Below are 23,348 nucleotides of genomic sequence, written 5' to 3'. Positions count from 1 at the left end.
CAGAGTGACGATTTGACGAAGCAGGTTGAAACCTGTTTTTTTTATGGTGTTTTCTGATTCCCCCAGGAATTAATGTTTTATACGGTGCATAGATATTATCAACGGGGAGGGAGGCGCCATGCGTTTCTTGATTCGGTGGGCAAAAAAATTGTCCAAGCACTTCTTCCCGCGGGAAACACCGGCGGAAAAGGAAGCCAGAGAATTTCTGGGCATCATAAAAAAAGCACACCAGGAATGGGAAGAGGCCCGGAATTACTTTGATCAGGTGAATGAAAGTGAACTTGTTGATTACGCCATATATGCTGTATGTGCAGCTGAAAAAAAATATGTGTACCTCTATCAAAAAGCCAAGAGGCAGGGGTATCTGTTCGCCAGTCCGGATATGTATGCGGATATGATCAGCATGGGAGGTTGATTGTAAATGTCGGACCTGCATATCAGTATTGCTTTGACTGTTATTTTTAGCATTCTGGTCATCTATGTACTGGCCAGATTGCTTTATCATCCCCTGCGCTGGTTTTTTCGTCTGCTGGTGCATGTTGCGGGGGGACTGATAATCCTGGTTATCTTCAATTTCCTGGCCTCTTTCTGGGGAATTTCCATCGGGGTCAACCTGGTTACAGGTTTGCTGGTTGGACTGATGGGGGTGCCGGGACTGGTTCTGCTTGTCTGCCTGCAACTGATATTGTAAAATCACTTTGTTTTTGCCGCGCACTGCAATGAAGGGCCCCGCGTTATCGGCGAGGCCCTTCATCTTGATGATGATCTGGATTCAATCCCTGCTCCGCCAGATTCTATCTTCCGGGAATTCATGGTCCGTTTCTTGATTCTTTTCAGGGAATCGAACCCCGGATGGTGGATCAAAATGTAAAACTTCCGGAGGCGAAAAATCCTGTTTGGATTCCAGGCCGTCAAAGAAGGAATCGGGTAACCCTGACTCGAACTTACCGGTGGTGCCCTTGCCAAAATCGGAACGGGGGGAAAGTCGAATATGGAAAAAAGTTACGATGTCATCGTTGTTGGAGCCGGTACGGCCGGGACATATTTTGCAAAGTTGATGGCTGCCCGGGGATACAAAGTTCTGGTGGCTGAAAAAGCGGCCAAAGAAAATTTGGGCCAACGTCTTGACATATTCCACATCGATGAAGAACTGTTCGAGGAGTTTGATGTACCCGTTCCTTCGGCTACCGACGAGGACTATGTGGGTGTTTTCAAATATGCGATCAGCAAATCAGCGTTTGATCAATATCCCAAGCGGACGGATTACCCTTTCGTGGTCATGCATCTGCCGTTGTTTCTGGCCAGACTGGCCCGATGGGCGGAAGGATTCGGGGTTGAATACGCATACGAGACCGAGTTTGTGGATTTTGTTTATTCCCGGGGTCGGATTGAAGGAGCAAAGCTAAGGCAAGGCGGTAACATTCATGAGGTGTCTTCAAGGCTGGTTGCCGATGCTTCGGGCATCTCCTCGGAAGTGCGCCGCAAGCTCGGGGACGGCTACGGGGTGGAAAATTTCGAGATCGGCCCCGACAGCAAATTTTATGTGATCTTGCGCTACGTAAAACTGAAAAATCCGGAAACCGACCGTGTTGACATTACAACCAACTGGCCTTTCTACAAGACCTGGATTGCCCCCCAGCATGATCCGGATGGGGCTATAATCGGTGTCGGCGCCAACTTTTCCTTTGAATACGCGGAAGAGATCTACCAAAAATTCACGGCCCGGGTAGAACTGCCCCCCCATGAACTGCAATATTTCGAAAAAGGGACTACCCCATACCGCCGCCCCCCTTACTCTTTTGTGGCTGACGGGTTTGTGGTACTGGGAGATTCTGCCTGTTTGACCAAACCGTACAGCGGCGAAGGTATTACCGCCGCATGGGTGCTATGCAAGATCGCTGCAGAGGAATTTTCAAATGCGATGCGGGATGGCCGCTATCCCGACACCGGAAGCGTGTGGAATACGAATGTACGCTATCAACGGGGCCAGGGTGCGAAATTTGCCTACATCATGGCTACACTCATCGGCGCGGTAAACGGCACGGCAGAAGAAAATCATTACCAGTTCAAAAAAGGCATTGTTTTCAATGAAAAAGACATGACGGACATGAACCGGGATTTCGGTGTCAACCTGGGTATCGGTTCCATCATATCACTTGTACTGAAAATAATTGGCGGGGTTTTGACCCGGAATATCTCGCTCCACACGCTCAAGGAACTGATCAGGGCAGTGCTGGTTGCCGACAAGCTTCAGAAACACTACGAGAAATTTCCTGCAGATATCTCTGCCTATGAAACATGGAAACGAAAGGCCGAGGCACTCTGGGCTTCGGCGGGATCCATGGCTGATACGGCCAAGCATTAGGCCTGTTCGGCCATGCTATTCCAGGGCTGCCTGCATTTCCCCGATTATCAATGCTGGCAGGTGGGCGTAGTCTTCCGTGGGAAGATAGTTTGCTGCATGCGCATCGAAAAGAATATTGGCCGAAGCCGGAAATTCCTCGTCTCCTTCATGCAGTATAAAATTTACAGGAACCCGGGGCATGACAGGGATGACCATGCTGTTTTTTCCTGTTTGAGCATGGGGGAATCCTCCTATTTTGGCAGCTGCCCGGGCAAAGGAAGCGGCGGAATTACCGAAAGCTTGCACAAAAGGGGTAACAGCTCTTCTGTTGAAGGGATTGGCATAGATCTGCCCCCCCGGAAGTTCCTGGAATGATATCCATCGACCCGCCAGCGGGGACCCATCAGCGGTGTTAAGATAATGCAGGATAATGATGCTTTGATAAAGAGGTGCTTTCTCACCGTCGGAGACAAGGATTTCGCCGGAAGGATGAAAAACTTTGTAATTTTTATTCAACAACTGGATACTGAATGAATTTCTGTCCTGGTCATATTCAACAGCGCTTTTGCGTGCAATATCGTACGGTTCCTTGATCGAAAAATCATCAATGGCATAACGCAGGGTTGTTTCCAGGTTCAGGAAACCACCTTCCTTTTTGCGGTTCATTGCAAGCCTCCCTGTCCAATTCAATGAAATTTTAAATCAGGTTCATGTTCATATTAGCATAAAATCGGGGTTTCGGGGGCTATAAATATGGTATGCTTGGAAAAGAAGTTGACAGGAGAGAGCAAAAATGTATCTGATCAGTGCCTGCCTTCTGGGGATAAGGAGTAGATATGACGGGGGATCCAGCCCCTGCCGGTTGTTGTTGAAAAGCAGGGATAGATTGGCTTTGATACCCATCTGCCCTGAACAGTTGGGAGGCCTCCCCACTCCGAGGGAGCCTGCGGAGATAAGGGGAGGCGATGGCAATGATGTCTTGCAGGGAAGGGCCGCTGTGGTCACAAGGGAAGGCCATGACGTGACGGCAAATTTCGTGCGGGGGGCGGAAGAAACACTGAGGATGGCCATCTTGCTGAAGGTCAGGGGAATCATCCTCAAAGAGGGTAGCCCTTCCTGCGGTTATGGAAGGATTCATGATGGGAGTTTTACGGGAAGATGGCGGGAAGGGCATGGCGTTACCGCCTCCTTGCTGGAAGCAAACCATTTCAAAATATACACGGTGAACAATTTACCATCGGTATAATTGACACCAAAAAAAAGGTTTGTTATGCTAGCCTAAACAATCAAAGTCCAGAAAACAAAACAATAGAGGGAGATGTGATGTTGTGGCTCAGGAAAAGGTTGTCCTTGAGGGGATTACTTTTGATGATGTTCTGCTGATACCATCCAAATCCCATATCTTGCCCCGCGATGTTGATATCGCTACCAACCTGACCAGAGATATAAAATTGAATGTACCGATTGTCAGTGCCGGAATGGACACGGTTACCGAATCACGTATGGCTATTGCCATGGCACGTGAAGGGGGTATAGGTGTAATACACAGGAATATGCCTGTTGACAAGCAGGCAGAAGAGGTGGACAAGGTCAAGCGTTCGGAGCACGGGGTAATTACAAACCCTTTCTACCTCTCTCCCGATCATCGTGTCAATGATGCTGCCGCGCTGATGGAAAGATATCGTATATCCGGTGTGCCCATTACCGTGGCGGGAAAGCTTGTGGGCATCATCACCAACCGTGATCTGCGTTTTGAAAATGATTATTCCAAATTCATCGGCGATGTTATGACCAGGGAGAACCTGGTTACAGCGCCGGAGGGTACGACACTCCAGGAAGCGCAGGACATCTTGAAAAAATACAAAGTGGAAAAATTGCCCATTGTGGATGCCGACTTCAATCTTAAAGGGCTTATCACCATCAAGGATATCGAAAAAACCATCCGCTATCCCCGTTCGGCGAAAGATAAAGGCGGGCGTCTGTTGGTGGCTGCGGCGGTAGGTGTGTCTTCAGATATGGATTCCAGGGTGGAGGCCCTGTATGAAGCAGGCATGGATGTATTGGTGCTTGATTCCGCCCACGGCCATTCTGCCAAGGTTCTGGACGCTATTTCACGTATCAAGAAGAAATATCCCGATCTGCAGGTTGTTGCCGGAAATGTGGCCACCGGTGAAGGCACCCTTGACCTGATCAAGGCCGGTGCTGATGCGGTGAAGGTGGGGGTTGGACCCGGATCCATTTGCACGACCAGGGTTATTGCCGGAGCGGGAATGCCACAGATAACAGCGATCATGGAGTCCTGCAAGGTTGCCAGCAAGCATGGAGTACCTGTTATCGCTGATGGAGGCATAAAATATTCGGGAGATATAACCAAGGCTATTGCTGCCGGGGCGGATGTGGTGATGATCGGAAGCCTTTTTGCGGGAACGGAAGAGAGCCCGGGGGAATTCGAGATTTATCAGGGCCGCAGTTACAAGGTGTACAGGGGAATGGGTTCGTTGGGGGCCATGAAGGAGGGCAGCAGGGACCGTTATTTTCAGGAACAGGAGGCCAAGCTGGTACCTGAAGGAATCGAAGGAAGAGTGCCTTACAGGGGAACGGTCGGGGATATGGTATATCAACTCGTGGGCGGCTTGAAGGCCGGTATGGGTTACAGCGGAGCAAGCAATCTGCATGAGCTGAAGACCAGAACATCTTTTGTGAGGATAACCGGCGCCGGCTTGCAGGAGAGTCATCCTCATTCAGTACAGATTACCAAGGAAGCGCCCAATTACAGTGTTTGATAGAATGAAAACGGGTAAATATCCTTTAATCGAAGCTCTGCAAGAACAGCTGGATCGGGTCGACTATCGCTTTCATGTGCCTGCTCATCTGGCGGAACACGGGGTACATCCGGCTTCCGCTTACGATCTTACTGAATTGCGGGGCCTGGACAATCTTTTTGAACCCGTCGGGGCAATTGCAAGGTCGCAGGAGCTGGCAGCCGATTTTTTCGGTGCGGATGAGACTTGCTACCTGGTTAACGGAAGCAGCGCGGGATTGATAGCGGCGATATGGTCTTCCTGCCGCCGGGGCGAAAAGGTAATTCTTGGTCGCAATGTTCATCGCTCGGCGATAACTGGCTTGATATGGAGCGGGGCGGTGCCCCGCTTTATCCCCGTCAAGGAACATATCTGGGGCATCCCCTTGAATATAAATGTAGCGATTGTGGAAGCGGCGTTATCGGAAAAAGGGTTTTCCCCGACGGCGATGGTAATTACCAACCCTTCCTATCACGGTATATCCACCGATGCCGATGCCTTGCGAACCATAACCGCGAGGAAGGGGATGACGTTGATCGTGGATGAGGCGCATGGGGGGCACTTTGTATTTTGTTCCGATTTTCCACGTTCAGCTGCCTCCATCGAAGCCGATCTGTGGGTAAATAGTGCGCATAAGACTCTCGGGGCTCTGACTCCCGGGGCCCTGCTCCATCGCAAGGGAAAACGGGCCGATCCGGCCAGGCTGAAGAATGTGCTGGGCATGGTGCAGACATCGAGCCCGTCTTATGCCGTTCTGGCCTCACTGGAAATGATTCAAGGAGAACAGGAAGATAGCTGGAAAGAGGCAATCAGATTGAGCCGCTATGCCAGGCGGGAAATAAATGCGAGGGGAAAATTCATATGCCTGGAAGAATCCATGCTTCCTGCCGGTTTCTCCATGGATCCCCTGAGGCTTACAATCAGGGCGGATAAAGTGGCGCTGAACGGATTTCAGATAGCGGAACTACTGAAAGATGAGCATCGCATCGAGGTGGAACTGGCCGGATACAATAATCTTGTAGCCATTATTCATCCCGGACATCGGAGGGATGACATCGACGCTCTTGTTGTGGCATTGGAACGGATAGGGGAGCGCTATGGTTCACCCGGTGGAAAGGAATCCGACCGGGAGATTTATCCTCTTCCGGCGATGGCTCTTGCACCGCGGGATGCCGCGGAATCACCCTGGAGAGAGTTGCCCCTTGGGAGTGCATGCGGCTGTATCTCCGCGGTTACCGTTCTGCCCTTTCCCCCCGGCACCCCCGTGTTGATTCCCGGGGAAGTGATTTCCCGGGAGATTGTTGAACAGATCATCGCGGATTGTGAAAGGGGCTACAATTTTTTGGGGTTGGGGTCCGGACCGTCACGGCCGATCATGGTCGTGGATGATGATCGGGAAAAAGTGGGGGAGGGATTGTCTTGAAAAGGGGCTTGTTCCTGACCTTTGAGGGAATAGACGGCGCCGGGAAAACGACACAGATAGGATTGCTGGAGAAAAAATTGGCCCGTCAAGGGATCGCTTCCCTGTTTGTCCGTGAACCGGGATCGACGCAGGTCGGGGAAAAAATACGCCAGATATTGCTGACCCCGGAAAACAAAGGGATGGCACCGGCAACGGAAATACTGCTCTATGCTGCTGCCCGGGCTCAGATCGTAACGGAGAAGATCAGGCCGGCATTGGATGAAGGTAAAATGGTGGTCTGCGATCGTTACATTCATTCAAGTCTTGCCTATCAGGGGTTTGGCCTGGGCTACGCACAGGAGAAGATCAAAATGATCAATGGGGAGGCAACGGGTGGGCTCTGGCCGGATTTGACCTTTGTTTTTGACATTGAGGTGGCTGAAAGTAGCCGCAGAATCGATCGGAAGGAAGACAGGCGCGCCGGGAAAGACCGTATCGAGCAGAGAGATTCCGGGTTTTACAATCGGGTGCGTCAGGGGTACCTTGCCCTGGCTGCCGGGGATCCGGAAAGGATGGTCGTTATACCTTCACATCTGTCCATCGAAGAGGCGCATGCCACGATATGGGAGGAATTGAAGGGGAGGGTTACGATTGGGACTTGAACGTTTGGTCGGGCAAGAAATGATCATCAAAGTTTTGCGGCATTACCTTGTCAATGATCGCTTACCCCATGCCCTGCTTTTTTCCGGCCCGCAGGGTACTGGAAAAAGCACCATGGCCCTGTTGATTGCGCAATTTCTCAATTGTACGGCTCCCGCCCCGCCTTGTGGAGAGTGTATCTCCTGCAAGGGCATTGCTGCGGGGAGGCACCCCGATGTGGTGGTGGTTGAAGCGGAAGGGCAGAGTATTAAAATAGATCAGATCAGGGCGGCCAGAAAGCAGTTTGTTTATATTGCGCATGGTCCGGGTAGAAGAGTCTGCATTATCGAAGATGCCCATGACCTTACTCCCGAAGCAGCGTCTTCCCTGCTCAAGATCCTCGAAGAACCTCCCGAGAGGCTGGTATTTATCTTGACTACGTTCAATCCGTCCCGGCTTCCACCGACAGTGGTTTCGCGCTGTCAGCATTTCATGATGAGGCGGTTGAATGATCGGGAGATGGCCGATTTGCTATCCCAAAAAAGTCCCGCATCATCGGAAGAAGATATCGATCTGGCGGTAAAGATGGGAGAGGGAATTGCCGGGCGTGCCCTGGAAATACTTGTTGATGGGGAGTGGGGGGCGCGACGACAGGAGGCTTATGATCTGGGTGCAAGGATGGTGGCACCGGGTCAGTCGGCAGTTGATCAATATCTGCTGGACAGGGCCCAAAGCTGGGTTGAACGCAAAGACCTTCCCTATCTATTGGAATTGCTTGCCACCTTTTTTCGGGATGGGCTTTTCTGGAGTTTGTGCAGGGATCCGATGATGTTGACAGATATAACGCGGCAAGCTTTCTGGGAGAAGCATAACACCAGTGATTCTGTTTTGATGGATTGTTTGAAAATCCTCAACCGCACACGTCGGATGTTGTTTTCCAATGTGAATTTAACACTGGCCATCGAGAATGTTTTTTTACAGATCAGAAGGAGGGTAGAAAATGTATAGAGTAATTGGTGTCAGATTTCGCAAAGCGGGGAAAATATATTATTTTGACCCTGAAGATAAACAATTGAGAAATGATGACATGGTTATTGTGGAAACATCCCGTGGCCTGGAATTGGGCAGGGTAGTCGAGGAAAGCAGAAAGGTTCGTAAAAAGGAGCTTGTACTCCCGTTGAAAAAGGTTTTGCGCAAGGCGACATCGGCCGACCTGTATCAGCTGGAGGACAACAAGCGCAAGGAAGAGGAGGCCTTCAAGATATGTCAGCAGAAAATAGCCAAACACGGGCTTGAAATGAAGTTGATCAAGGTGGAATGCACTTTTGACCGCAACAAGATCATCTTTTATTTCTCGGCCGAGGGGAGGATTGACTTCCGCGAATTGGTCAAGGATCTTGCTTCTGTCTTTCATACCAGGATAGAACTTCGGCAGATAGGTGTAAGGGATGAGGCCAAGCTTGTTGGAGGGGTGGGGCCCTGCGGGCGGCCTTTCTGCTGTACAACTTTTTTGGAGGATTTCGAATCGGTCTCCATCCGCATGGCCAAGAAACAGAACCTTTCTTTGAATCCAACCAAAATATCCGGCTTGTGTGGCCGTCTGATGTGTTGCTTGCGTTTTGAAGCCGAGATTTACGAAGATCTGGAAGATAAATATCCGGCGGTGAAAGATCGAGTGATTACCCCCGATGGAGAGGGCAGGGTTGTGTCCGTGAACGTGGTAAGTAAAACGGTACAGGTGGAATTGGCGGAAATGAAACGAAACCGCGAATTTCCCGTGGAAGAAATAGAACCGCTGGCAGGGGGGAATGAGTAAAATCGCAGGCAATGGCCACGGCATTCTTTATCTCTGTGCAACACCTATCGGAAACCTTGCGGATATAACCATTCGCGCCTTGGATATTTTGCGCGAAGTCGAAATAATCGTATGTGAAGATACGAGAAGGACCTCGAAATTATTACATCATTACGGAATAAAACCCCATAAATTGATCAGTTATCATCAGCACAGTCCTCCGGAGCGTGTCGATTACATCCTGAGGTTCCTGGAAAAGGGAAAAGACCTGGCCATGGTTACGGATGCGGGGATGCCCGGACTATCAGATCCCGGTTCGGAACTGGTTTCCCATGCATGGAAGAACGGATTTGAAGTAACCGTTCTGCCCGGGCCATCAATGGTTACCGCAGCTCTTGCCATCTCAGGCATGCCCGCCGATAGTTTTGTTTTCCTTGGTTTTTTGAATCGCTTTTCCCCCGGGCAGCGTAAAGAAATCCTTGGCAAACTCCGTTGCAGCAAGGTTACAATCGTTATCTTTGAAGCGCCCCATCGTATCATGGAGACACTGCAGGAACTGGAGGAAATTTTCGGGGAGGCATGTGAAATTGCGATGGTCAGGGAACTGAGCAAAAAATTCGAAGAAGTTACCCGTGGGACGCCCGGTGAGCATCTGCGCCGTTTTCAGAAAAAGGAACCGCGCGGCGAACTTACGATGGTACTTGCCCCGGATCCACCGGGGAAGGAACAGGCAGCCGACCAGAAGTTGTACGATGATCTTGTCACTTTGGCCCGTGCCGGGATTCCGCCGGGATTTGCCGTTAAAGCTGTATCCTTGTTGAGGAAAGAACCGCGCAACCGGGTTTACAAGCTACAGTTGAAACTGAAGAAGGAAAGATAGAAAAACAGGAATAAAAAAAACAAGCAGCTTCAAAAAAGTGCTTGTTTTTTTTCCTTTTAAAAAATTTAATCGTTGCTACCCGACATGATGGAGATGCATTCCTTGCAAACATTCTTTCCTTTATATTTGACCATGTCGTCCGCACTATTGCAGAAGATACATGCAGGTTCATACTTCTTCAAAATAATGCTTACCCCGTCGACGTAAATTTCCAGCGCATCCTTGACTTCTATGCCCAGCGTTCTACGGAGTTCGATAGGGATAACTACTCTGCCAAGTTCATCTACTTTTCTTACGATTCCTGTTGATTTCAAAAGATATTCCCCCTTTTTTTTGTAACGCTCTAAGAGATATTATACCAATTACTGTAACCATGTCAATGCTTTATCATGGAAGCCATTGGCATACAAAATATGCCAGAAATCATGACTTGAAAACACCTTTCCGGGCACCGTAAAAGTGCCTTGCGGGGCGGTAGAAGCCGCCACAATCAGGAGGTATTTTCTTGACACGGATATTGGGTTTGCTATAATTGTTGTATATGTTTGGCAATTTCGTTTCCGTATCAAAAACGATCCGGAAGGCCCGTTTTTTTAAGATTGATTCTTTTTCAAGATTGAACAAATACTAAAGATGCAGATCCATCTTATCGGGGGTAGCAGGAGGATATCTTTTCATGAGCAAGGGTGAAAGTTTTTATATTACCACTCCCATATATTATCCCAGCGACAAACTTCATATCGGGCACTCGTACACCACGGTTGCCGCCGATGCGTTGGCCCGTTTCAAACGGCAGGCCGGTTATGACGTGTTATTTTTAACGGGCACGGATGAACACGGGCAGAAAATACAGCGTCAGGCCGAAGCTGCCGGAAAGCCACCTCAGGTTTTCGTGGATGAAATTGTAGAATGGATCAAGGAACTTTGGGAAGAACTGGCGATTTCTTATGATGATTTTATTCGCACTACCCAGGAAAGACACAAGGTGGTGGTGCAAAAAATTTTCAACCGTTTTTTTGAAAATGGCGATATCTACAAAAGCAATTACCGGGGATGGTACTGCACGCCATGTGAAGCTTTCTGGCAGGACAGGCAGGTCGAAGAAAGCAAATGCCCCGATTGCGGGCGGGAAGTGGAACTGGTTTCCGAGGAAGGATATTTTTTCCGCATGTCCAGATATGCGGATAGATTGCGTTCCTACATAGAAGAAAATCCGGAATTTATCCAACCCCCCTCGCGAAAAAACGAGATGATCAACAATTTTCTTGAACCTGGCCTGGAAGACCTCTGTATATCACGGACCGCTTTCAAATGGGGGATACCCGTTCCTTTTGACCCCGACCATGTTGTCTATGTATGGCTCGATGCACTGAGCAACTATCTTACCGCCCTCGATTATCTGGGTGAGGATGACCGTAAATTCAACCGCTACTGGCCTGCCGATGTCCACCTTATTGGCAAGGAAATCGTGCGTTTTCACACCATCTACTGGCCCATATTCCTGATGGCACTGGATCTGCCCCTGCCCAGGAAGGTTTTTGGCCACGGGTGGTTGATATTGAATGAGGGAAAGATGTCCAAATCCAAGGGCAATGTTGTTGACCCGCGGGTATTGATAAAGAGGTACGGGGCGGACGCTATCAGATATTATCTTCTGCGGGAGATACCTTTTGGTGCCGACGGTGTATTCAGCATTGAAGCGTTGGTACAGCGAATCAATTCCGATCTGGCCAACGATCTGGGCAATCTTGTAAGCCGTACCCTGACGATGATGGACCGCTATTTCAACGGTGTTATACCCGCGCCTGCCGGGGTTGCCATCGGTGATGATGAATTGGTATCGCTGGCGTTGCAAGTTCCGGGGAAGATGGAAACGTTGATGGACAGGTTGCAGATCAGCAATGCCCTGGCCGAGTTATGGCAACTTGTGCGGCAATGCAATAAATATATCGACATGAATGCTCCCTGGGATCTGGCCAAGGATGGAGGGGAGGCTGCCAGGGGGCGTCTCCGGACGGTAATGTACAATCTGGCCGAGGGTTTGAGATTTATCGGGGTGCTGTTGTGTCCCTTCATGCCCGGTACTCCGCAGAGAATGTGGATCCAGCTGGGCCTCGCCGGAGATGAAGAGGGACAGAGCCGGGAAAGCCTTGACCGTTGGGGAGGGATCAAGGCAGGTTTGACAACCAGGAGGGGGGAAGATCTTTTTCCCCGCTTGAACCTGAATGAAGAGATAAACTGGCACAAAGGCAACGATGAATCACGGGGTGAACGTGTCCGGCAGGATGATGACGGGGACAAGCGGGGCCTCATCAGCCTGGAAGAGTTCCAGAAAGCGGAATTGCGCGTGGCCAGGATACTATCGGCCGAAAAAGTGGCCAGGACGGATAAACTCTTGAAAATAACCCTGGAATTGAAAAATGGTGAACTCAGGCAGGTGGTGGCCGGGATAGCCCCGAGTTATTCACCGCAGGAGCTGGAAGACAAGAAAGTGGTGCTGGTTGCCAACCTGCAGCCGGTCAAACTCAGGGGGATCCAGTCCGAGGGGATGCTGCTGGCGGCCGAAAATGATGACGGTGAATTGAGCCTTGTAACGGTGGACAGAGATATTCCCGCCGGTACTATCATAACGTGAGGGATCTCCATTGATCGACACCCATGCCCATCTTGATTTTCCCGATTTCAAAAAAGATCTTTCAGCAGTTCTCGAACGAGCCGCTGCACGCGGAGTATCGGCTATTGTTTCTGTTGGAATTGACGAGAAATCTTCGTCGCGGGCAGTGGCTATCGCCGCGGAAACTCCGTGGATATGGGCAACCGTTGGGATTCACCCCCATGAGTCTGCGCGTGTTACTCCCACTTTTCCCCGCTCTTTAAAAGAGCTGGCGTTTCTTCCCGGGGTAGTTGCTATCGGGGAGATGGGCCTCGATTATTATCGTGATCATTCTCCACGTGATGTTCAGCAACGAATATTTCGTACCCAGATAGATGTTGCCCGCGAGGTGAAGAAACCGGTGGTTATTCATTGCCGGGATGCTTATGACGATCTGGCGAAAATAATGGTTGAAAAAGAAATAGGCCGGGTGGGGGGGATCCTCCATTGTTTTTCCGGGGATGAATCGTTTGCTCGCAAGAGCCTGGATCTGGGCCTGTATATTTCTATTGCCGGCCCCGTTACCTATCCCCGGGCAGATCGTTTGAGGGATGTGGTCAGGATGATTCCTCTTGACCGCCTCCTCGTTGAGACCGATGCTCCATTTTTGACCCCCCAGCCATACCGCGGTAAAAGGAATGAACCTTCATTTATTCACGCCACATACGAAAGGATTGCAGCCCTCAAAGGGATATCCCCCGAGGAACTGCAGAGACAATGCCGCCGCAATTTCCAGCGCTTGCTGGGCATTTCTATCTCCCGATAATACTTCTGCAATTGGCACAATAGTCCGAATAATTGAGAGAGAGCTTGTATATAATAAATGGACAAACTTTCTGCGCCGTATCGGGGCAATAAAGGAATATAATGGCAAATATTGACCGGGAATTGTCTGTATCCGAAAGAAGTCAGGAGATAAATGGCAAAATAAAGATCAATAGGGATACTTATCAATGTAGAGCGTAATCTTTCAAATTATTAACGTATCTTAATAATAAATGGGGGGTTTGACAAATTTTCTTAACAAATATAAGATGTTGCCAAGCAGGGGGGCTCTACAATGAGTGGTTTATCCATAAATGAGGAACCTGAAGCCTGTATACTGGTTAGATCTGAAACAAAACAGCGAAGGTATGAAAAACGTTTAAAGCGTCAAAGACGGCAAGAGATCAGGAATGATTTCAAGGAAAAAATTTCCGCCTGGTTGCCTCGGAAGTCCAAGATGCTTTTTTTTGCAGGCATAATTCTTTCCATGTTTCTTGTATATCATGGATCGTTGAATACAGCCCGGGTTTATGTAGATGGCCAGTTCGTGAAGGAAGTAAGAACAGTCAGCCGCACCCCGGAGGAATTGTTGGATGAGTTGAATATGGAGACACACCCCCGGGACAGGATCGTGCCAGGCGGAAGAGATTTGTTGTGCAGAAATGAGCATGTTTACATAGAAAAGGCTTTTCCAGTTATCTTGTGCGCCGACAGCGAGGTCGCTGAATTCTGGACTTCACCCGTTTCGGTGGGAGATTTTCTTGTGGCAGAAGGAATTGAAATCGGTGAATTTGATGAAGTCGATCCCGGTTTGAATGAAATACTCGGCCCTTACGATGAGATTTCCATCGTAAGGATCGAAAAGATTTATACGTCTGCCGAGACGGCTATCCCGTTCAATTCGGTATACCGGGAGAATCCGGCCATGGACATGGGATCAGTCTGTGTCGTCTGTGAAGGCGAGGAAGGACTGAAAAAAGAGACGATGGAAATAGTTCTGGCCGATGGCCGGGAGGTAAGCAGGGCTGTAATCGATGAAACGATCATAAGTCCGCCTCGCAACAAGATAATCGAACGGGGAACCAGGGCGGTGGTCCCCGGGCTGGATATCCAATTTGTCAAAATGCTGAATGTCAATGCCACCGCTTATTGCCCCGGCACTCCGGGTTCCGGCTGTCCGGTTGATTCGAGGGGCTATTCGGTTTGTACCGGGAAAGCCACCGGCAGGACGGCGACGGGAGCAGTGGCACGCGGGGGGGACGGCACAAAACAGAACCCCTACATTATTGCTGTAGACCCGAAGGTTATCCCCCTGTACAGCAACGTGTACATCGAGGGTTATGGATATGCCGTGGCTCTTGATACCGGCGGGGCGATAAAAGGGAACAAGATCGATATCCTGTTTTCAACTCATAGCAGCGCGTTGCGTTTTGGAAGACGTAACTTGAAGGTATATTTACTCCCCTGAACAAGTATATATTTCTGAAGGGCCGATAAGGATAACGAGTTTGATACATAAATGAAAATCAATCTGGCATCGCCGCGTGAAATCAAAAAGATCATGACTGAATTTTGCCTCCAGCCTAGCAAGAAATGGGGGCAAAATTTTCTTGCCGATGCCAATATTGTCAGGAAGATTGTCACCGAGGTTGATTTACAACCGGGCGATCACGTTGTGGAGATCGGTGCCGGTTTGGGTGTATTGACCTTGCCGTTGAGCCAGGGAGCGGACAGAGTTATTGCCATCGAGATCGACCGGGGTCTGGTTCGTTTTTTGAGACAGTTGTTTTCTTCCCCGACCAATGTAACGCTGGTAGAGGATGATGTCCGCGAACTGAACATGGAGGATCTTTGTAATTCGGTCTGGGGCTCTGAAAAGAGGTCTGTCAAACTGGTGGGGAATTTGCCCTATTATATTTCCTCGCTGTTTATTTACGAACTTCTGGAGGGGGATATCTTCTGGCGCAAAGCAGTTTTTATGCTTCAAAAAGAGGTAGCGGAAAGAATTGTTGCCCCGGTTTCAACCCCGATATATGGTTCTTTATCTGTCCTGAGTCAGTGTTATCTCGATCTGAAAATAGCTTTCAATGTCCCGCCCAATGTTTTTTATCCCGTTCCCGAGGTAGATTCAACGGTGTTGGTTGCCAAACCAAAAATTGTTCTCCCCGACATGGGCGACAAAACTTTGTTCAAAAAATTGGTAACGGGGGTATTCAAGTATCGTCGCAAAACCTTGTTGAACTCTCTGGGATATTGTTTTGGTTACGAGAAACCATACCTGACTTCATTGTTGAAAGAGGCTCAAATTGATCCGCAACAACGGCCGGAATCGCTTGCTGTTGCAGAATTTGCAAACCTTTGTCGATTGATTTATAATGCTAGTGATAGACAATCCTGACCGATAATTTCAGTGCCAGCGTCTAGATCGAAAATGAAAGGTCCGGGCAGATGAATTTCATTAGTCCCTCCAGAGGCAGGCTTTCCTTCGATGATACTTTTGCAGAACTAACCTCCTATGTAAACGAAAGTCATGAGGAAAATTACAAGCTTATTATCGGTACCGATTCCCATGCATACATCAACGACAAAGTCGTTTTCGTTACGGCAATTGTGATACACAGGGTGGGCAAAGGCGGGCGTTATTTTTTTCACAAACGAAGGCATCGCTACATGGAGAGTATGCGTCAGAGAATCTTCTACGAAACTTTGCTGAGCCTGGAGGTCGCCAGCCGGCTCACAGACAAATTGTTACAGAACGGTTTCTCGGAACTGAACATTGAAATACATCTGGATGTGGGGGAAAAAGGCGAAACCAGGGAAATTATCAAAGAAGTTGTGGGCATGGTGATAGGCAGTGGCTATGATGCACGGATCAAGCCCGATTCGTACGGTGCTTCCAAGGTAGCAGACAGGTATACCAAATAACAATTTTTTCTGTCAAAATGATATTTGGTGAGTGGCGAGCGGACAGCAACATTTTCCCCGATTGTTTCAGGCGGACAGGGTTCGAAAAAACAGTGTATCCAGAAACCCGGGAGACAATTTGTTTTCAGCGCCCCGATGCCAATATTTCCCAGAAGAAGCTTGACCCTGCCCGGGAATTATGTTAATATAAAGCTGTATGATATGCTTGTGTTTATATGGTACAGAATAATTGCTGAGGTGATAAGATAGTGGCCAAAAATGTTCTGTATGAGATCCGCAAAAGCCTGGAATCTCGTGTAGGAGAAAAGATCAAATTGAAAGCCAACCGGGGAAGACGCAGGACTTTTGAAAAAGAAGGAGTGCTGGAGAGTACCTACCCATCAATATTTGTTATCAGGGTTGATGAACCAAACTACTATCAAAGATTTACTTTCAGTTATGCCGATGTTTTGACGGAAACGGTTGAACTTAGTTTTTTCAATGAAAACAAAGTGTTTGCTTCGGGAAACTAGAAGTTGAATGGAAATATCTTTAAAAGAACCTTTGAAAGAAAAAGGTTCTTTTTTTGTTTTAAATTTGAAAGCAAGTGGATAACTATTCATAAATCATGGTTCATTTTCATCAACTGGATTACATTTTCTCGTATTTGAAAAACGTATCGTGGCAAAATAATCACGCCACCATTTTATTTAAAGGAGTTGATGCTGAATGGCCCGTCGTCGATCAGTAATGTCCGAAGCCATGAAGTACGAAATGGCCAGGGACATGGGTGTTGCCGACATTGTCGAAAGGGAGGGCTGGGGCGGAGTTACCTCCCGACAATGCGGGAATATGGTCAGATTGGCTATCGAGAAAGCTGAGCAGATGCTCCGGGATAATAACATCAATAATAGTTAAGGTGGCAGGGTGCGTCCTTCAAGGGCGCACCTTTTTTGGAGGAATTATTATGAACCATGTGGAAGAAAAGATGATCAGATCCAGGGAGGGGAAGGTAAAAAAACAGCATCATGGATGTGGTTTTCAACGCTCCGGCAAAAATCAATCTTGGTTTGAAGGTGCTTCAAAGGCGGCCTGATGGTTATCATGAAATAGAAACGGTCATGCAGCAGATTGGCCTTTGTGATTACCTGATATTTCAGGAAATTCAGAACAGCGGGATCAATCTTTGTACCAGGGGAGCCGTTATTCCCCGGGATGAAAACCTGGCCTACCGTGCAGCGATTGCATTGAAAAAAAGGGCCCGGATCAACAGGGGGCTGAACATAACGCTGTACAAAAATATACCCATGGGAGCCGGACTGGGTGGAGGGAGTGCAGATGCGGCCACTGTACTGACTGCACTGAACAGGATATGGAATTTGCAGATTTCGCGGGATGAGTTGGCGGCAATTGCTGTTGAACTGGGCTCCGATGTGCCTTTCTGCCTTCAGGGAGGAACTGCCCTGGCCCGTGGACGGGGGGAGATACTGGAACGGTGGCCTTCTTTGCCTTTTTCCTGGTTGGTACTGGCCAGGCCCGCGGGTCTTGTGATTCATACCGGCGGGGTATACAGGAAGTTGCCCCGTGAATTGCCTGCTACTACTTCTGGCTATGATCGTTTAAGGCGGCATCTGGAGAGGGGGGACCGGGAAAATATTTTGAATTGGCTGGCCCGGGATTGCGTCAATATGCTGGAAGAAATAATATTCCGGGACAATACTTCGTTGGATCGGCTGAAAAATCTTTTCAGAGAATCGGGGTTGCTGCCCTTGATGTCGGGAAGCGGCCCGGTTATGTTTGCATTGACTGATTCTCTCGAGATGGCGCATGCCGTTGTGTTTATCCTTGAACAGGAAGGATATGAAGCCTGGATCAGTTGGACTCTTTGAATTGTTTTGCCATAATGTGACAGGAGGAGGGATCGGTATCGTGTTGAACGTGGTTATCCTGGCGGGAGCTACCCGCAGGGGCGATCTGGAAATCATGGAGAAAGTGGAGAACAAAGCCTACATAAAAATTGAAGGACGTACAATGATCGAAATTATAATGGGGACCTTGAGAGAAGTGCCTGAAATTGGAGATATCATCGTGGTAGGAATGCCCGACGAGCTAGAAAAATTGAATATTGACCGTTACAGTTTCCAGTCGATCACCCCCCGCGGTTCGTTTCTTGACAATATTGCCGCCGGTCTCGGTGAATTGGACCCGTACAGGCCCTGTTTGATCATCTCGGCAGATATACCTCTACTTTCCAGGGAGGCAATTGAAGATTTGATGGAACGTTGTTCCCCTTACGAGCATGATTTTTACTATCCGATCATCACCCGGGAAAGCTGTGAGAAAAACTATCCTGGAGTGAAGAGGACTTATGTGCAACTCAAAGAAGGAACTTTTACCGGTAGCAATGTCATGATGACCAAGCCGTATTGGATTTTGGAGCAGATTGACGATATTGAAGTATACCTGTCCTATCGAAAAAGACCGTGGAAACTGGTACAGACTCTGCCCCTGATTTATATCATAAAATTTCTTATCAAACGTCTGTCGATCAAAGAACTGGAAACCTATTTATCGGGACTTTTCAAGGTCAAGGCACGGGCAGTGGTTACCCCTTATGCAGAGATAGGCGTGGATGTGGATAAGCCTTCGGATCTGGAGTTGGTTCGCAAATTGTTATCTACAGAAAATTAATAAATTTAAAGAAATATCTTCAATTTGAAGGATTATGGAATAATCTGTAGAATTAGTACACAAATTAAAAAATCCTGTTTATCCGGGGGTGTTACCTTTTGATTATCACCGATGTAAGGGTCAGAAAGATAAATAATGATGGAAGAATGAGAGCGATTGTATCAGTAACGTTGAATGACGAATTTGTCATCCATGATGTGCGGGTTATTGAGGGTAATAACGGATTGTTTGTGGCGATGCCCAGCAAAAGAACGCCTTCTGGTGAATTCAAGGACATAGCCCACCCCATTACTTCCGAGGCCAGGGGAAAGATAGAAGAAGTGGTTATCGAAGCTTATCGTCAGGAGCTGGCGGAGAAAGAGGAGATTGCCAGGCAGGAATTGGATGTACACGATACACAGGATGTACAGGAAGAAGATACCTTTTTGTAAGGGACGGGGGCCACGGAGGCCTAATAAATCCAATTATTCCAGAAAAGAGGAATGGATACATCATTCCTCTTTTTTGGTTTCCTTCTGCCGATATTATTATATAGTAAGGTTAGGTTGGAAATAATTAATTTGATGGAGGTTGTCAGTTCATGAGCTGTACAGCAGCAATAATATTGTTGATCGACGGGGTTGCCCCCTGCACAGATTCATGCCGACCCCGATCGGGGCAGGTGCTTTGTGGCAAGCCGATGCTTGAGTATGTGGCAGACGGTGCTCGTTTATTGACGAAAAATCTTATCTTTCTGGGTGGTTCTGAAGGAGAGTTGCAGATGTTGCACGGAGCGGGGGGGGCGCACTGTATCCCGGGAGCATGGCAACAGAATCCCCGCGCGAAGGTAGAATCATTGGTGGACGTTCTTCCGGATTCCGGATCGGTGCTTGTTCTTCATGGAAACATGCCGTTACTTTTACCACGGACTTTGAAGAGGATGGCAGAAGCGGCGCAGGAAAGAGATGTCGTCTTGCTTGCCGCGAAAATACCTGAACTTTCCGGATACAGAAGGATGATCCACAACGCAAATGGAGACATTCAAATTGTGGTCGATGATGGGGAGGCTCTGGCCGGGGAGAAAACGATTGAGGAGACAGACACGGGAGCGTACTGCCTGGCGGCCCGGACACTCAAGAAATACCTGAAACAGACCGGGTCCCGGGAAATGGCTGATGGATGTTTTTTTGCCAGTATCATTTCTTCAATGATCAAGGATGGCCTGAATGTAGGGGCGGTTGTGGCTGAAGATTTCGGGGAAAGTATGAAGATCGATGATTATTTGCAATTGGCCGAAGCAGTCAGGATATTGCGCGGCCGTATTAACAGGAAGTTGCTTGAAACAGGGGTTAATATCATTGATCCGGACTCTACTTTTATGGATGACGGGGTGGAGGTGGGCAACGGCACGACGATCTATCCACAGACAATTGTTGAAGGAAATTCCAGGATAGGGAACGATTGCCGGATTGGGCCGGGAACGCATTTGCGGGATACGTCGGTCGGTGATGGATGTTCGGTAAAAAATTCCGTGGCGGAAGAAAGTACCATCAACGAAGGGGCAAATATCGGCCCCTTTGCTTATTTGCGCCCCGGAACTGTGATCGGCGCGGGGGTCAAGATCGGTAATTTTGTCGAGGTTAAAAATTCCGATGTAGGAGCCGGGTCCAAGATTCCGCATCTCAGCTACATCGGCGATGCAGATATAGGAACCGGCGTCAATTTTGGTGCAGGTTCGATCATTGTCAATTATGATGGTCAGATCAAACACCGTACCTGCGTACAGAAAAATTCTTTCATCGGATGCAACAGCAATCTCATTGCTCCCATCAAGATCGGTGCAGGGTCTTACGTGGCTGCAGGTTCAACGCTCAACAAAGATGTTCCGGCCGGGGCGTTGGCTCTGGGACGTGCTCCCCAGATCAACAAGGACAGGATGGCAAAACGGTTTCTAAAAGATAGTAACGATTAAAAGGATAAAAACTGTCAAATAGAGAAGCATAGAGTTGGATCATTTTTGTAAAATTTGGGGGAGGGATAAAAGAAGTGGTAACCGATGGTATAGAAAACAACATCAAAATATTTAGTGGAACGGCCAATCCGTCTTTGGCGCGGGAAATTGCAAATCATGTAGGTGTTCCCCTGGGCAAAGCAAAATTGAACCGTTTCAAAGATGGTGAAATTACAATTTTTATCGAGGAAAGCGTCAGGGGAGACGATTCTTTTATCATTCAACCTCTTTGTTCCCCCGTCAATGAAAACATTATGGAACTTCTTATTTTGATGGATGCTCTCAAAAGGGCATCGGCCAAATCGGTGAATGCGGTGGTTCCTTATTACGGATATGCCCGGCAGGACCGTAAATCAAGGGGACGCGAACCGATTACCGCCAAATTGCTGGCGGATCTGTTAACCACTGCCGGGGCAAACCGGGTCATCGCCATGGATTTGCACGCCGGCCAGATTCAGGGTTTCTTCAATATCCCATTCGATCACCTGACCACGATCGCCATTCTGGCCAAATACTTCAAGGACAAGCATATTGAGGATGGGATTGTCGTATCTCCCGATCTGGGTGGGGTTACGCGTGCACGAAAATTGGCCAATTATCTGGAAATGCCGATAGCCATAGTTGATAAAAGACGATACGCCCCAAATCAGACCGAGGTGATGAATCTTATCGGTAACGTTGAGGGCAAGACTGCTATTCTGATGGATGATATTATCGATACCGGTGGGACGATCATCCTGGCGGCCGAGGCCCTGCTTGAAAAGGGGGCCAGGAAGACCTATGCTTGCTGTACCCACCCTGTTTTTTCGGGGACTGCCCTGCAAAAGCTATGTGCGTCCAGTTTGACAGAAATAATTGTTACCAATACCATTCCCTTGAGGGAGGAATGCCCTGAAAAAATAAAGATCATGTCAGTGGCTCCGTTGATCGGAGAGGCAATAGTGCGTATCCATCAACGCAGGTCGGTCAGTGAACTTTTCGAATAACAAATTGACCTTCTGTACAGGCTTATTGTATACTATTTGTTACTGTTGAGACGTTAAAAAGGGGGTTTTGATTATGGACAGGATAGCCCTGGAGGCACAGTTGCGGCCCGGGCGTGGAACCAGGGGTGAGCTCAACCGGCTTCGTCAGGAAAATCTGGTCCCGGCCGTTGTTTATGGACGCGGGAAAGAAACAATTTCTTTGTTGGTAGACGGGGGGGCGCTGAGCAAAGCTCTTTCCTCCGGTGCCGGAGAGAATGCAATTGTTGAATTGAAAATAATAAATGGAAAGAAAACGGGTGAGAAGGCCGTTGAAACGGTAATGTTCAAGGAACTTCAAAGGGACATTCTGTACAGTGATCGTCTTCTTCACATAGATTTTATCCGCATTTCGTTGACCGAGAAGATTTTGGCGGATGTTCCCTTGCAGGTGGTGGGGGAAACGGAGTCGCCGGGTGTCAGGGAAGATGGGGTTGTGCAGTTGTTGAGGCGTGATGTGCAGATTTTCTGCCTGCCGGCCGAAATCCCCGATTTTCTGGAGGTAGATATTTCATCCCTGGAAATTGGTGATGGTATCCTGGCCCGTGAACTGGAACTGCCCGAGAATATCGAATTGGAAACCGATCCGGAAGAGATTCTTGTCCAGGTCCTCATGCCACGGGAGGAGGAGGAGGAAGAAGAGGAGGAGGAAGAAGAAGTAGACGAGGTCGAAGAACTTGCTGAAGAGGGCGAAGAAGTTCCGGCAGAAGACGAAAGCAGTGAAGAAACGGCTCCGGAAGAATAAAAGCCATGCTGTGGAAGAAGGGGAAGACCGTTGAACAATTGATTGTAGGTCTTGGCAACCCCGGAAAAAAGTATGAACATTCCCTTCATAACGTTGGATTTCGTGTCATCACAAGGGTGTTCCGGAAATTGGGTGGAGGGCAGGTTCGCCGAAGGGGTTTTTACGTTTACGCCGAAAAAGACTACAGGGGTAAAAGGTTGGTTCTGCTCCAACCTTTGACCTATATGAACTTGAGCGGCAGGGCCGTCATCGAAGCGTTGCGTTGGTACAAGCTCCAACCTGCACAGCTGATGGTTATATACGACGATATGGATCTTGAACGCGGAGTGATACGCCTGCGTCCGCAGGGAGGCAGTGGAGGACATAAGGGGATTGTTTCGATTATTGAAAGCCTCGGCACCGAACATTTTTCTCGCCTGAGGGTGGGGGTTGACAGGCCGCCTCCTGGCATGGAACCCGAGTTTTATTTATTGAAAACGCGGGGTGTTGCCGATTCAGAAATCATGGCCCGGGCAGAGGAGAAGGCGGCCGAAGCGATACTGGTAACGATCGACGAAGGTCTGGATGCAGCCATGAATAAATTCAATGTATGTCAAGGAAAAGGGAAAATGTCCTGAAAATGAGTAAACATTAGCCCCAAGGTATAGCTATAATCAAGAATAATTTGCTGTTGTGTACAGCAAATCTTCGTAGGTTAAGCCCTCTGGAATTTCCCGG

At 48.6% G+C, this 23,348-nt stretch carries 26 protein-coding genes; 24 read left to right on the top strand and 2 right to left on the bottom strand.

The window, feature by feature from the left end; genetic code table 11:
- Nucleotides 1-118 precede the first annotated feature (118 nt).
- From GX364_05025 to GX364_05015, 3 genes are all read left to right on the top strand, one after another.
- Nucleotides 119-415, top strand: coding sequence for a DUF2508 family protein (locus tag GX364_05025; GenBank protein NLI70210.1), 297 nt, complete (start codon nt 119-121; stop codon nt 413-415).
- A gap of 6 nt (nt 416-421) precedes the next feature.
- Nucleotides 422-691, top strand: coding sequence for a SigmaK-factor processing regulatory BofA (locus GX364_05020; protein NLI70209.1), 270 nt, complete (start codon nt 422-424; stop codon nt 689-691).
- A 300-nt stretch (nt 692-991) separates the two neighbouring features.
- On the top strand, nt 992-2,365 hold the full coding sequence (locus GX364_05015; GenBank protein NLI70208.1) for an NAD(P)/FAD-dependent oxidoreductase: 1,374 nt from the start codon (nt 992-994) through the stop codon (nt 2,363-2,365).
- A 15-nt stretch (nt 2,366-2,380) separates the two neighbouring features.
- On the opposite strand, the gene GX364_05010 is transcribed toward GX364_05015, so the two are convergent.
- Nucleotides 2,381-3,010, bottom strand: a complete 630-nt coding sequence (locus GX364_05010; protein ID NLI70207.1) for a DUF3786 domain-containing protein — start codon at nt 3,008-3,010, stop codon at nt 2,381-2,383.
- Nucleotides 3,011-3,137: 127 nt separating this feature from the next.
- Between GX364_05010 and GX364_05005 the strand changes: the two genes are divergently transcribed.
- From GX364_05005 to rsmI, 7 genes are all read left to right on the top strand, one after another.
- A complete protein-coding gene (locus tag GX364_05005) occupies nt 3,138-3,590 on the top strand; it encodes a DUF523 domain-containing protein (protein ID NLI70206.1) in 453 nt (150 codons plus the stop codon).
- Nucleotides 3,591-3,672: 82 nt separating this feature from the next.
- Nucleotides 3,673-5,127, top strand: coding sequence for an IMP dehydrogenase (gene guaB, locus GX364_05000; protein NLI70205.1), 1,455 nt, complete (start codon nt 3,673-3,675; stop codon nt 5,125-5,127).
- Complete coding sequence (locus GX364_04995; protein ID NLI70204.1) at nt 5,120-6,568, top strand: aminotransferase class I/II-fold pyridoxal phosphate-dependent enzyme; 1,449 nt, start codon at nt 5,120-5,122, stop codon at nt 6,566-6,568. Before guaB ends, GX364_04995 begins: the two co-directional genes overlap by 8 nt.
- Entirely contained in the window at nt 6,565-7,209 is a 645-nt protein-coding gene (locus GX364_04990; protein NLI70203.1) for a dTMP kinase, read from the top strand. Before GX364_04995 ends, GX364_04990 begins: the two co-directional genes overlap by 4 nt.
- A complete protein-coding gene (gene holB, locus GX364_04985) occupies nt 7,199-8,194 on the top strand; it encodes a DNA polymerase III subunit delta' (protein ID NLI70202.1) in 996 nt (331 codons plus the stop codon). Before GX364_04990 ends, holB begins: the two co-directional genes overlap by 11 nt.
- Nucleotides 8,187-9,002, top strand: coding sequence for a stage 0 sporulation family protein (locus GX364_04980; GenBank protein ID NLI70201.1), 816 nt, complete (start codon nt 8,187-8,189; stop codon nt 9,000-9,002). The genes holB and GX364_04980 overlap by 8 nt, the downstream gene beginning before the upstream one ends.
- Nucleotides 8,995-9,861 carry a 16S rRNA (cytidine(1402)-2'-O)-methyltransferase gene (gene rsmI / locus GX364_04975; protein ID NLI70200.1) on the top strand — a complete coding sequence of 289 codons (867 nt, stop codon included), beginning with the start codon at nt 8,995-8,997 and terminating at the stop codon, nt 9,859-9,861. The genes GX364_04980 and rsmI overlap by 8 nt, the downstream gene beginning before the upstream one ends.
- Nucleotides 9,862-9,926: 65 nt before the next feature.
- Here the strand turns inward: rsmI and GX364_04970 are convergent, their stop codons facing one another.
- On the bottom strand, nt 9,927-10,175 hold the full coding sequence (locus tag GX364_04970) for an AbrB/MazE/SpoVT family DNA-binding domain-containing protein (protein NLI70199.1): 249 nt from the start codon (nt 10,173-10,175) through the stop codon (nt 9,927-9,929).
- A gap of 362 nt (nt 10,176-10,537) precedes the next feature.
- Here GX364_04970 and metG point away from each other — a divergent pair, with 362 nt between their 5' ends.
- From metG to GX364_04900, 14 genes are all read left to right on the top strand, one after another.
- A complete protein-coding gene (gene metG, locus GX364_04965) occupies nt 10,538-12,496 on the top strand; it encodes a methionine--tRNA ligase (GenBank protein ID NLI70198.1) in 1,959 nt (652 codons plus the stop codon).
- Between the two features lie 10 nt (nt 12,497-12,506).
- Nucleotides 12,507-13,280 carry a TatD family hydrolase gene (locus GX364_04960; GenBank protein ID NLI70197.1) on the top strand — a complete coding sequence of 258 codons (774 nt, stop codon included), beginning with the start codon at nt 12,507-12,509 and terminating at the stop codon, nt 13,278-13,280.
- Between the two features lie 294 nt (nt 13,281-13,574).
- Nucleotides 13,575-14,747, top strand: coding sequence for a DUF348 domain-containing protein (locus GX364_04955; GenBank protein ID NLI70196.1), 1,173 nt, complete (start codon nt 13,575-13,577; stop codon nt 14,745-14,747).
- A 51-nt stretch (nt 14,748-14,798) separates the two neighbouring features.
- Complete coding sequence (gene rsmA / locus GX364_04950; GenBank protein ID NLI70195.1) at nt 14,799-15,677, top strand: ribosomal RNA small subunit methyltransferase A; 879 nt, start codon at nt 14,799-14,801, stop codon at nt 15,675-15,677.
- A 50-nt stretch (nt 15,678-15,727) separates the two neighbouring features.
- A complete protein-coding gene (locus tag GX364_04945; GenBank protein NLI70194.1) occupies nt 15,728-16,204 on the top strand; it encodes a hypothetical protein in 477 nt (158 codons plus the stop codon).
- 248 nt (nt 16,205-16,452) lie between these two features.
- Nucleotides 16,453-16,716, top strand: coding sequence for a Veg protein (locus GX364_04940; protein ID NLI70193.1), 264 nt, complete (start codon nt 16,453-16,455; stop codon nt 16,714-16,716).
- Between the two features lie 196 nt (nt 16,717-16,912).
- On the top strand, nt 16,913-17,101 hold the full coding sequence (locus GX364_04935) for a small, acid-soluble spore protein, alpha/beta type (protein ID NLI70192.1): 189 nt from the start codon (nt 16,913-16,915) through the stop codon (nt 17,099-17,101).
- Nucleotides 17,102-17,211: 110 nt separating this feature from the next.
- Nucleotides 17,212-18,072: a 4-(cytidine 5'-diphospho)-2-C-methyl-D-erythritol kinase gene (gene ispE, locus GX364_04930; GenBank protein NLI70191.1), complete on the top strand. Its 861-nt coding sequence runs from the start codon at nt 17,212-17,214 to the stop codon at nt 18,070-18,072.
- A gap of 40 nt (nt 18,073-18,112) precedes the next feature.
- Nucleotides 18,113-18,874, top strand: coding sequence for an NTP transferase domain-containing protein (locus GX364_04925; protein NLI70190.1), 762 nt, complete (start codon nt 18,113-18,115; stop codon nt 18,872-18,874).
- A gap of 98 nt (nt 18,875-18,972) precedes the next feature.
- Nucleotides 18,973-19,305, top strand: a complete 333-nt coding sequence (spoVG, locus tag GX364_04920; protein ID NLI70189.1) for a septation regulator SpoVG — start codon at nt 18,973-18,975, stop codon at nt 19,303-19,305.
- A 149-nt stretch (nt 19,306-19,454) separates the two neighbouring features.
- Nucleotides 19,455-20,825, top strand: coding sequence for a bifunctional UDP-N-acetylglucosamine diphosphorylase/glucosamine-1-phosphate N-acetyltransferase GlmU (gene glmU, locus GX364_04915; GenBank protein NLI70188.1), 1,371 nt, complete (start codon nt 19,455-19,457; stop codon nt 20,823-20,825).
- 89 nt (nt 20,826-20,914) lie between these two features.
- Nucleotides 20,915-21,850 carry a ribose-phosphate pyrophosphokinase gene (locus GX364_04910; protein NLI70187.1) on the top strand — a complete coding sequence of 312 codons (936 nt, stop codon included), beginning with the start codon at nt 20,915-20,917 and terminating at the stop codon, nt 21,848-21,850.
- 73 nt (nt 21,851-21,923) lie between these two features.
- Complete coding sequence (locus GX364_04905; protein NLI70186.1) at nt 21,924-22,631, top strand: 50S ribosomal protein L25; 708 nt, start codon at nt 21,924-21,926, stop codon at nt 22,629-22,631.
- 5 nt (nt 22,632-22,636) lie between these two features.
- Nucleotides 22,637-23,248, top strand: coding sequence for an aminoacyl-tRNA hydrolase (locus GX364_04900; GenBank protein NLI70185.1), 612 nt, complete (start codon nt 22,637-22,639; stop codon nt 23,246-23,248).
- Nucleotides 23,249-23,348: the final 100 nt, after the last annotated feature.

Source organism: Bacillota bacterium, assembly GCA_012518215.1.
Taxonomy (GTDB): Bacteria; Bacillota; Dethiobacteria; order DTU022; family PWGO01; genus JAAYSV01.
The sequence above is the reverse complement of the archived record's forward strand: the minus strand, read 5'-3'. Positions and strand labels throughout refer to the sequence as shown.

What these genes read in the sequence shown, in the direction of transcription:
- GX364_04900 (NLI70185.1), top strand. Translation starts at nt 22,637, where the DNA reads ATGCTGTGGAAGAAGGGGAAGACCGTTGAACAATTGATTGTAGGTCTT.
- GX364_04935 (NLI70192.1), top strand. Translation starts at nt 16,913, where the DNA reads ATGGCCCGTCGTCGATCAGTAATGTCCGAAGCCATGAAGTACGAAATG.
- glmU (NLI70188.1), top strand. Translation starts at nt 19,455, where the DNA reads ATGAGCTGTACAGCAGCAATAATATTGTTGATCGACGGGGTTGCCCCC.
- GX364_05005 (NLI70206.1), top strand. Translation starts at nt 3,138, where the DNA reads ATGTATCTGATCAGTGCCTGCCTTCTGGGGATAAGGAGTAGATATGAC.
- GX364_05025 (NLI70210.1), top strand. Translation starts at nt 119, where the DNA reads ATGCGTTTCTTGATTCGGTGGGCAAAAAAATTGTCCAAGCACTTCTTC.
- GX364_04945 (NLI70194.1), top strand. Translation starts at nt 15,728, where the DNA reads ATGAATTTCATTAGTCCCTCCAGAGGCAGGCTTTCCTTCGATGATACT.
- metG (NLI70198.1), top strand. Translation starts at nt 10,538, where the DNA reads ATGAGCAAGGGTGAAAGTTTTTATATTACCACTCCCATATATTATCCC.
- rsmA (NLI70195.1), top strand. Translation starts at nt 14,799, where the DNA reads ATGAAAATCAATCTGGCATCGCCGCGTGAAATCAAAAAGATCATGACT.
- GX364_05010 (NLI70207.1), bottom strand. Translation starts at nt 3,010, where the DNA reads ATGAACCGCAAAAAGGAAGGTGGTTTCCTGAACCTGGAAACAACCCTG.
- ispE (NLI70191.1), top strand. Translation starts at nt 17,212, where the DNA reads ATGGATGTGGTTTTCAACGCTCCGGCAAAAATCAATCTTGGTTTGAAG.
- GX364_04955 (NLI70196.1), top strand. Translation starts at nt 13,575, where the DNA reads ATGAGTGGTTTATCCATAAATGAGGAACCTGAAGCCTGTATACTGGTT.
- GX364_04905 (NLI70186.1), top strand. Translation starts at nt 21,924, where the DNA reads ATGGACAGGATAGCCCTGGAGGCACAGTTGCGGCCCGGGCGTGGAACC.
- rsmI (NLI70200.1), top strand. Translation starts at nt 8,995, where the DNA reads ATGAGTAAAATCGCAGGCAATGGCCACGGCATTCTTTATCTCTGTGCA.
- GX364_04980 (NLI70201.1), top strand. Translation starts at nt 8,187, where the DNA reads ATGTATAGAGTAATTGGTGTCAGATTTCGCAAAGCGGGGAAAATATAT.
- GX364_05020 (NLI70209.1), top strand. Translation starts at nt 422, where the DNA reads ATGTCGGACCTGCATATCAGTATTGCTTTGACTGTTATTTTTAGCATT.
- GX364_05015 (NLI70208.1), top strand. Translation starts at nt 992, where the DNA reads ATGGAAAAAAGTTACGATGTCATCGTTGTTGGAGCCGGTACGGCCGGG.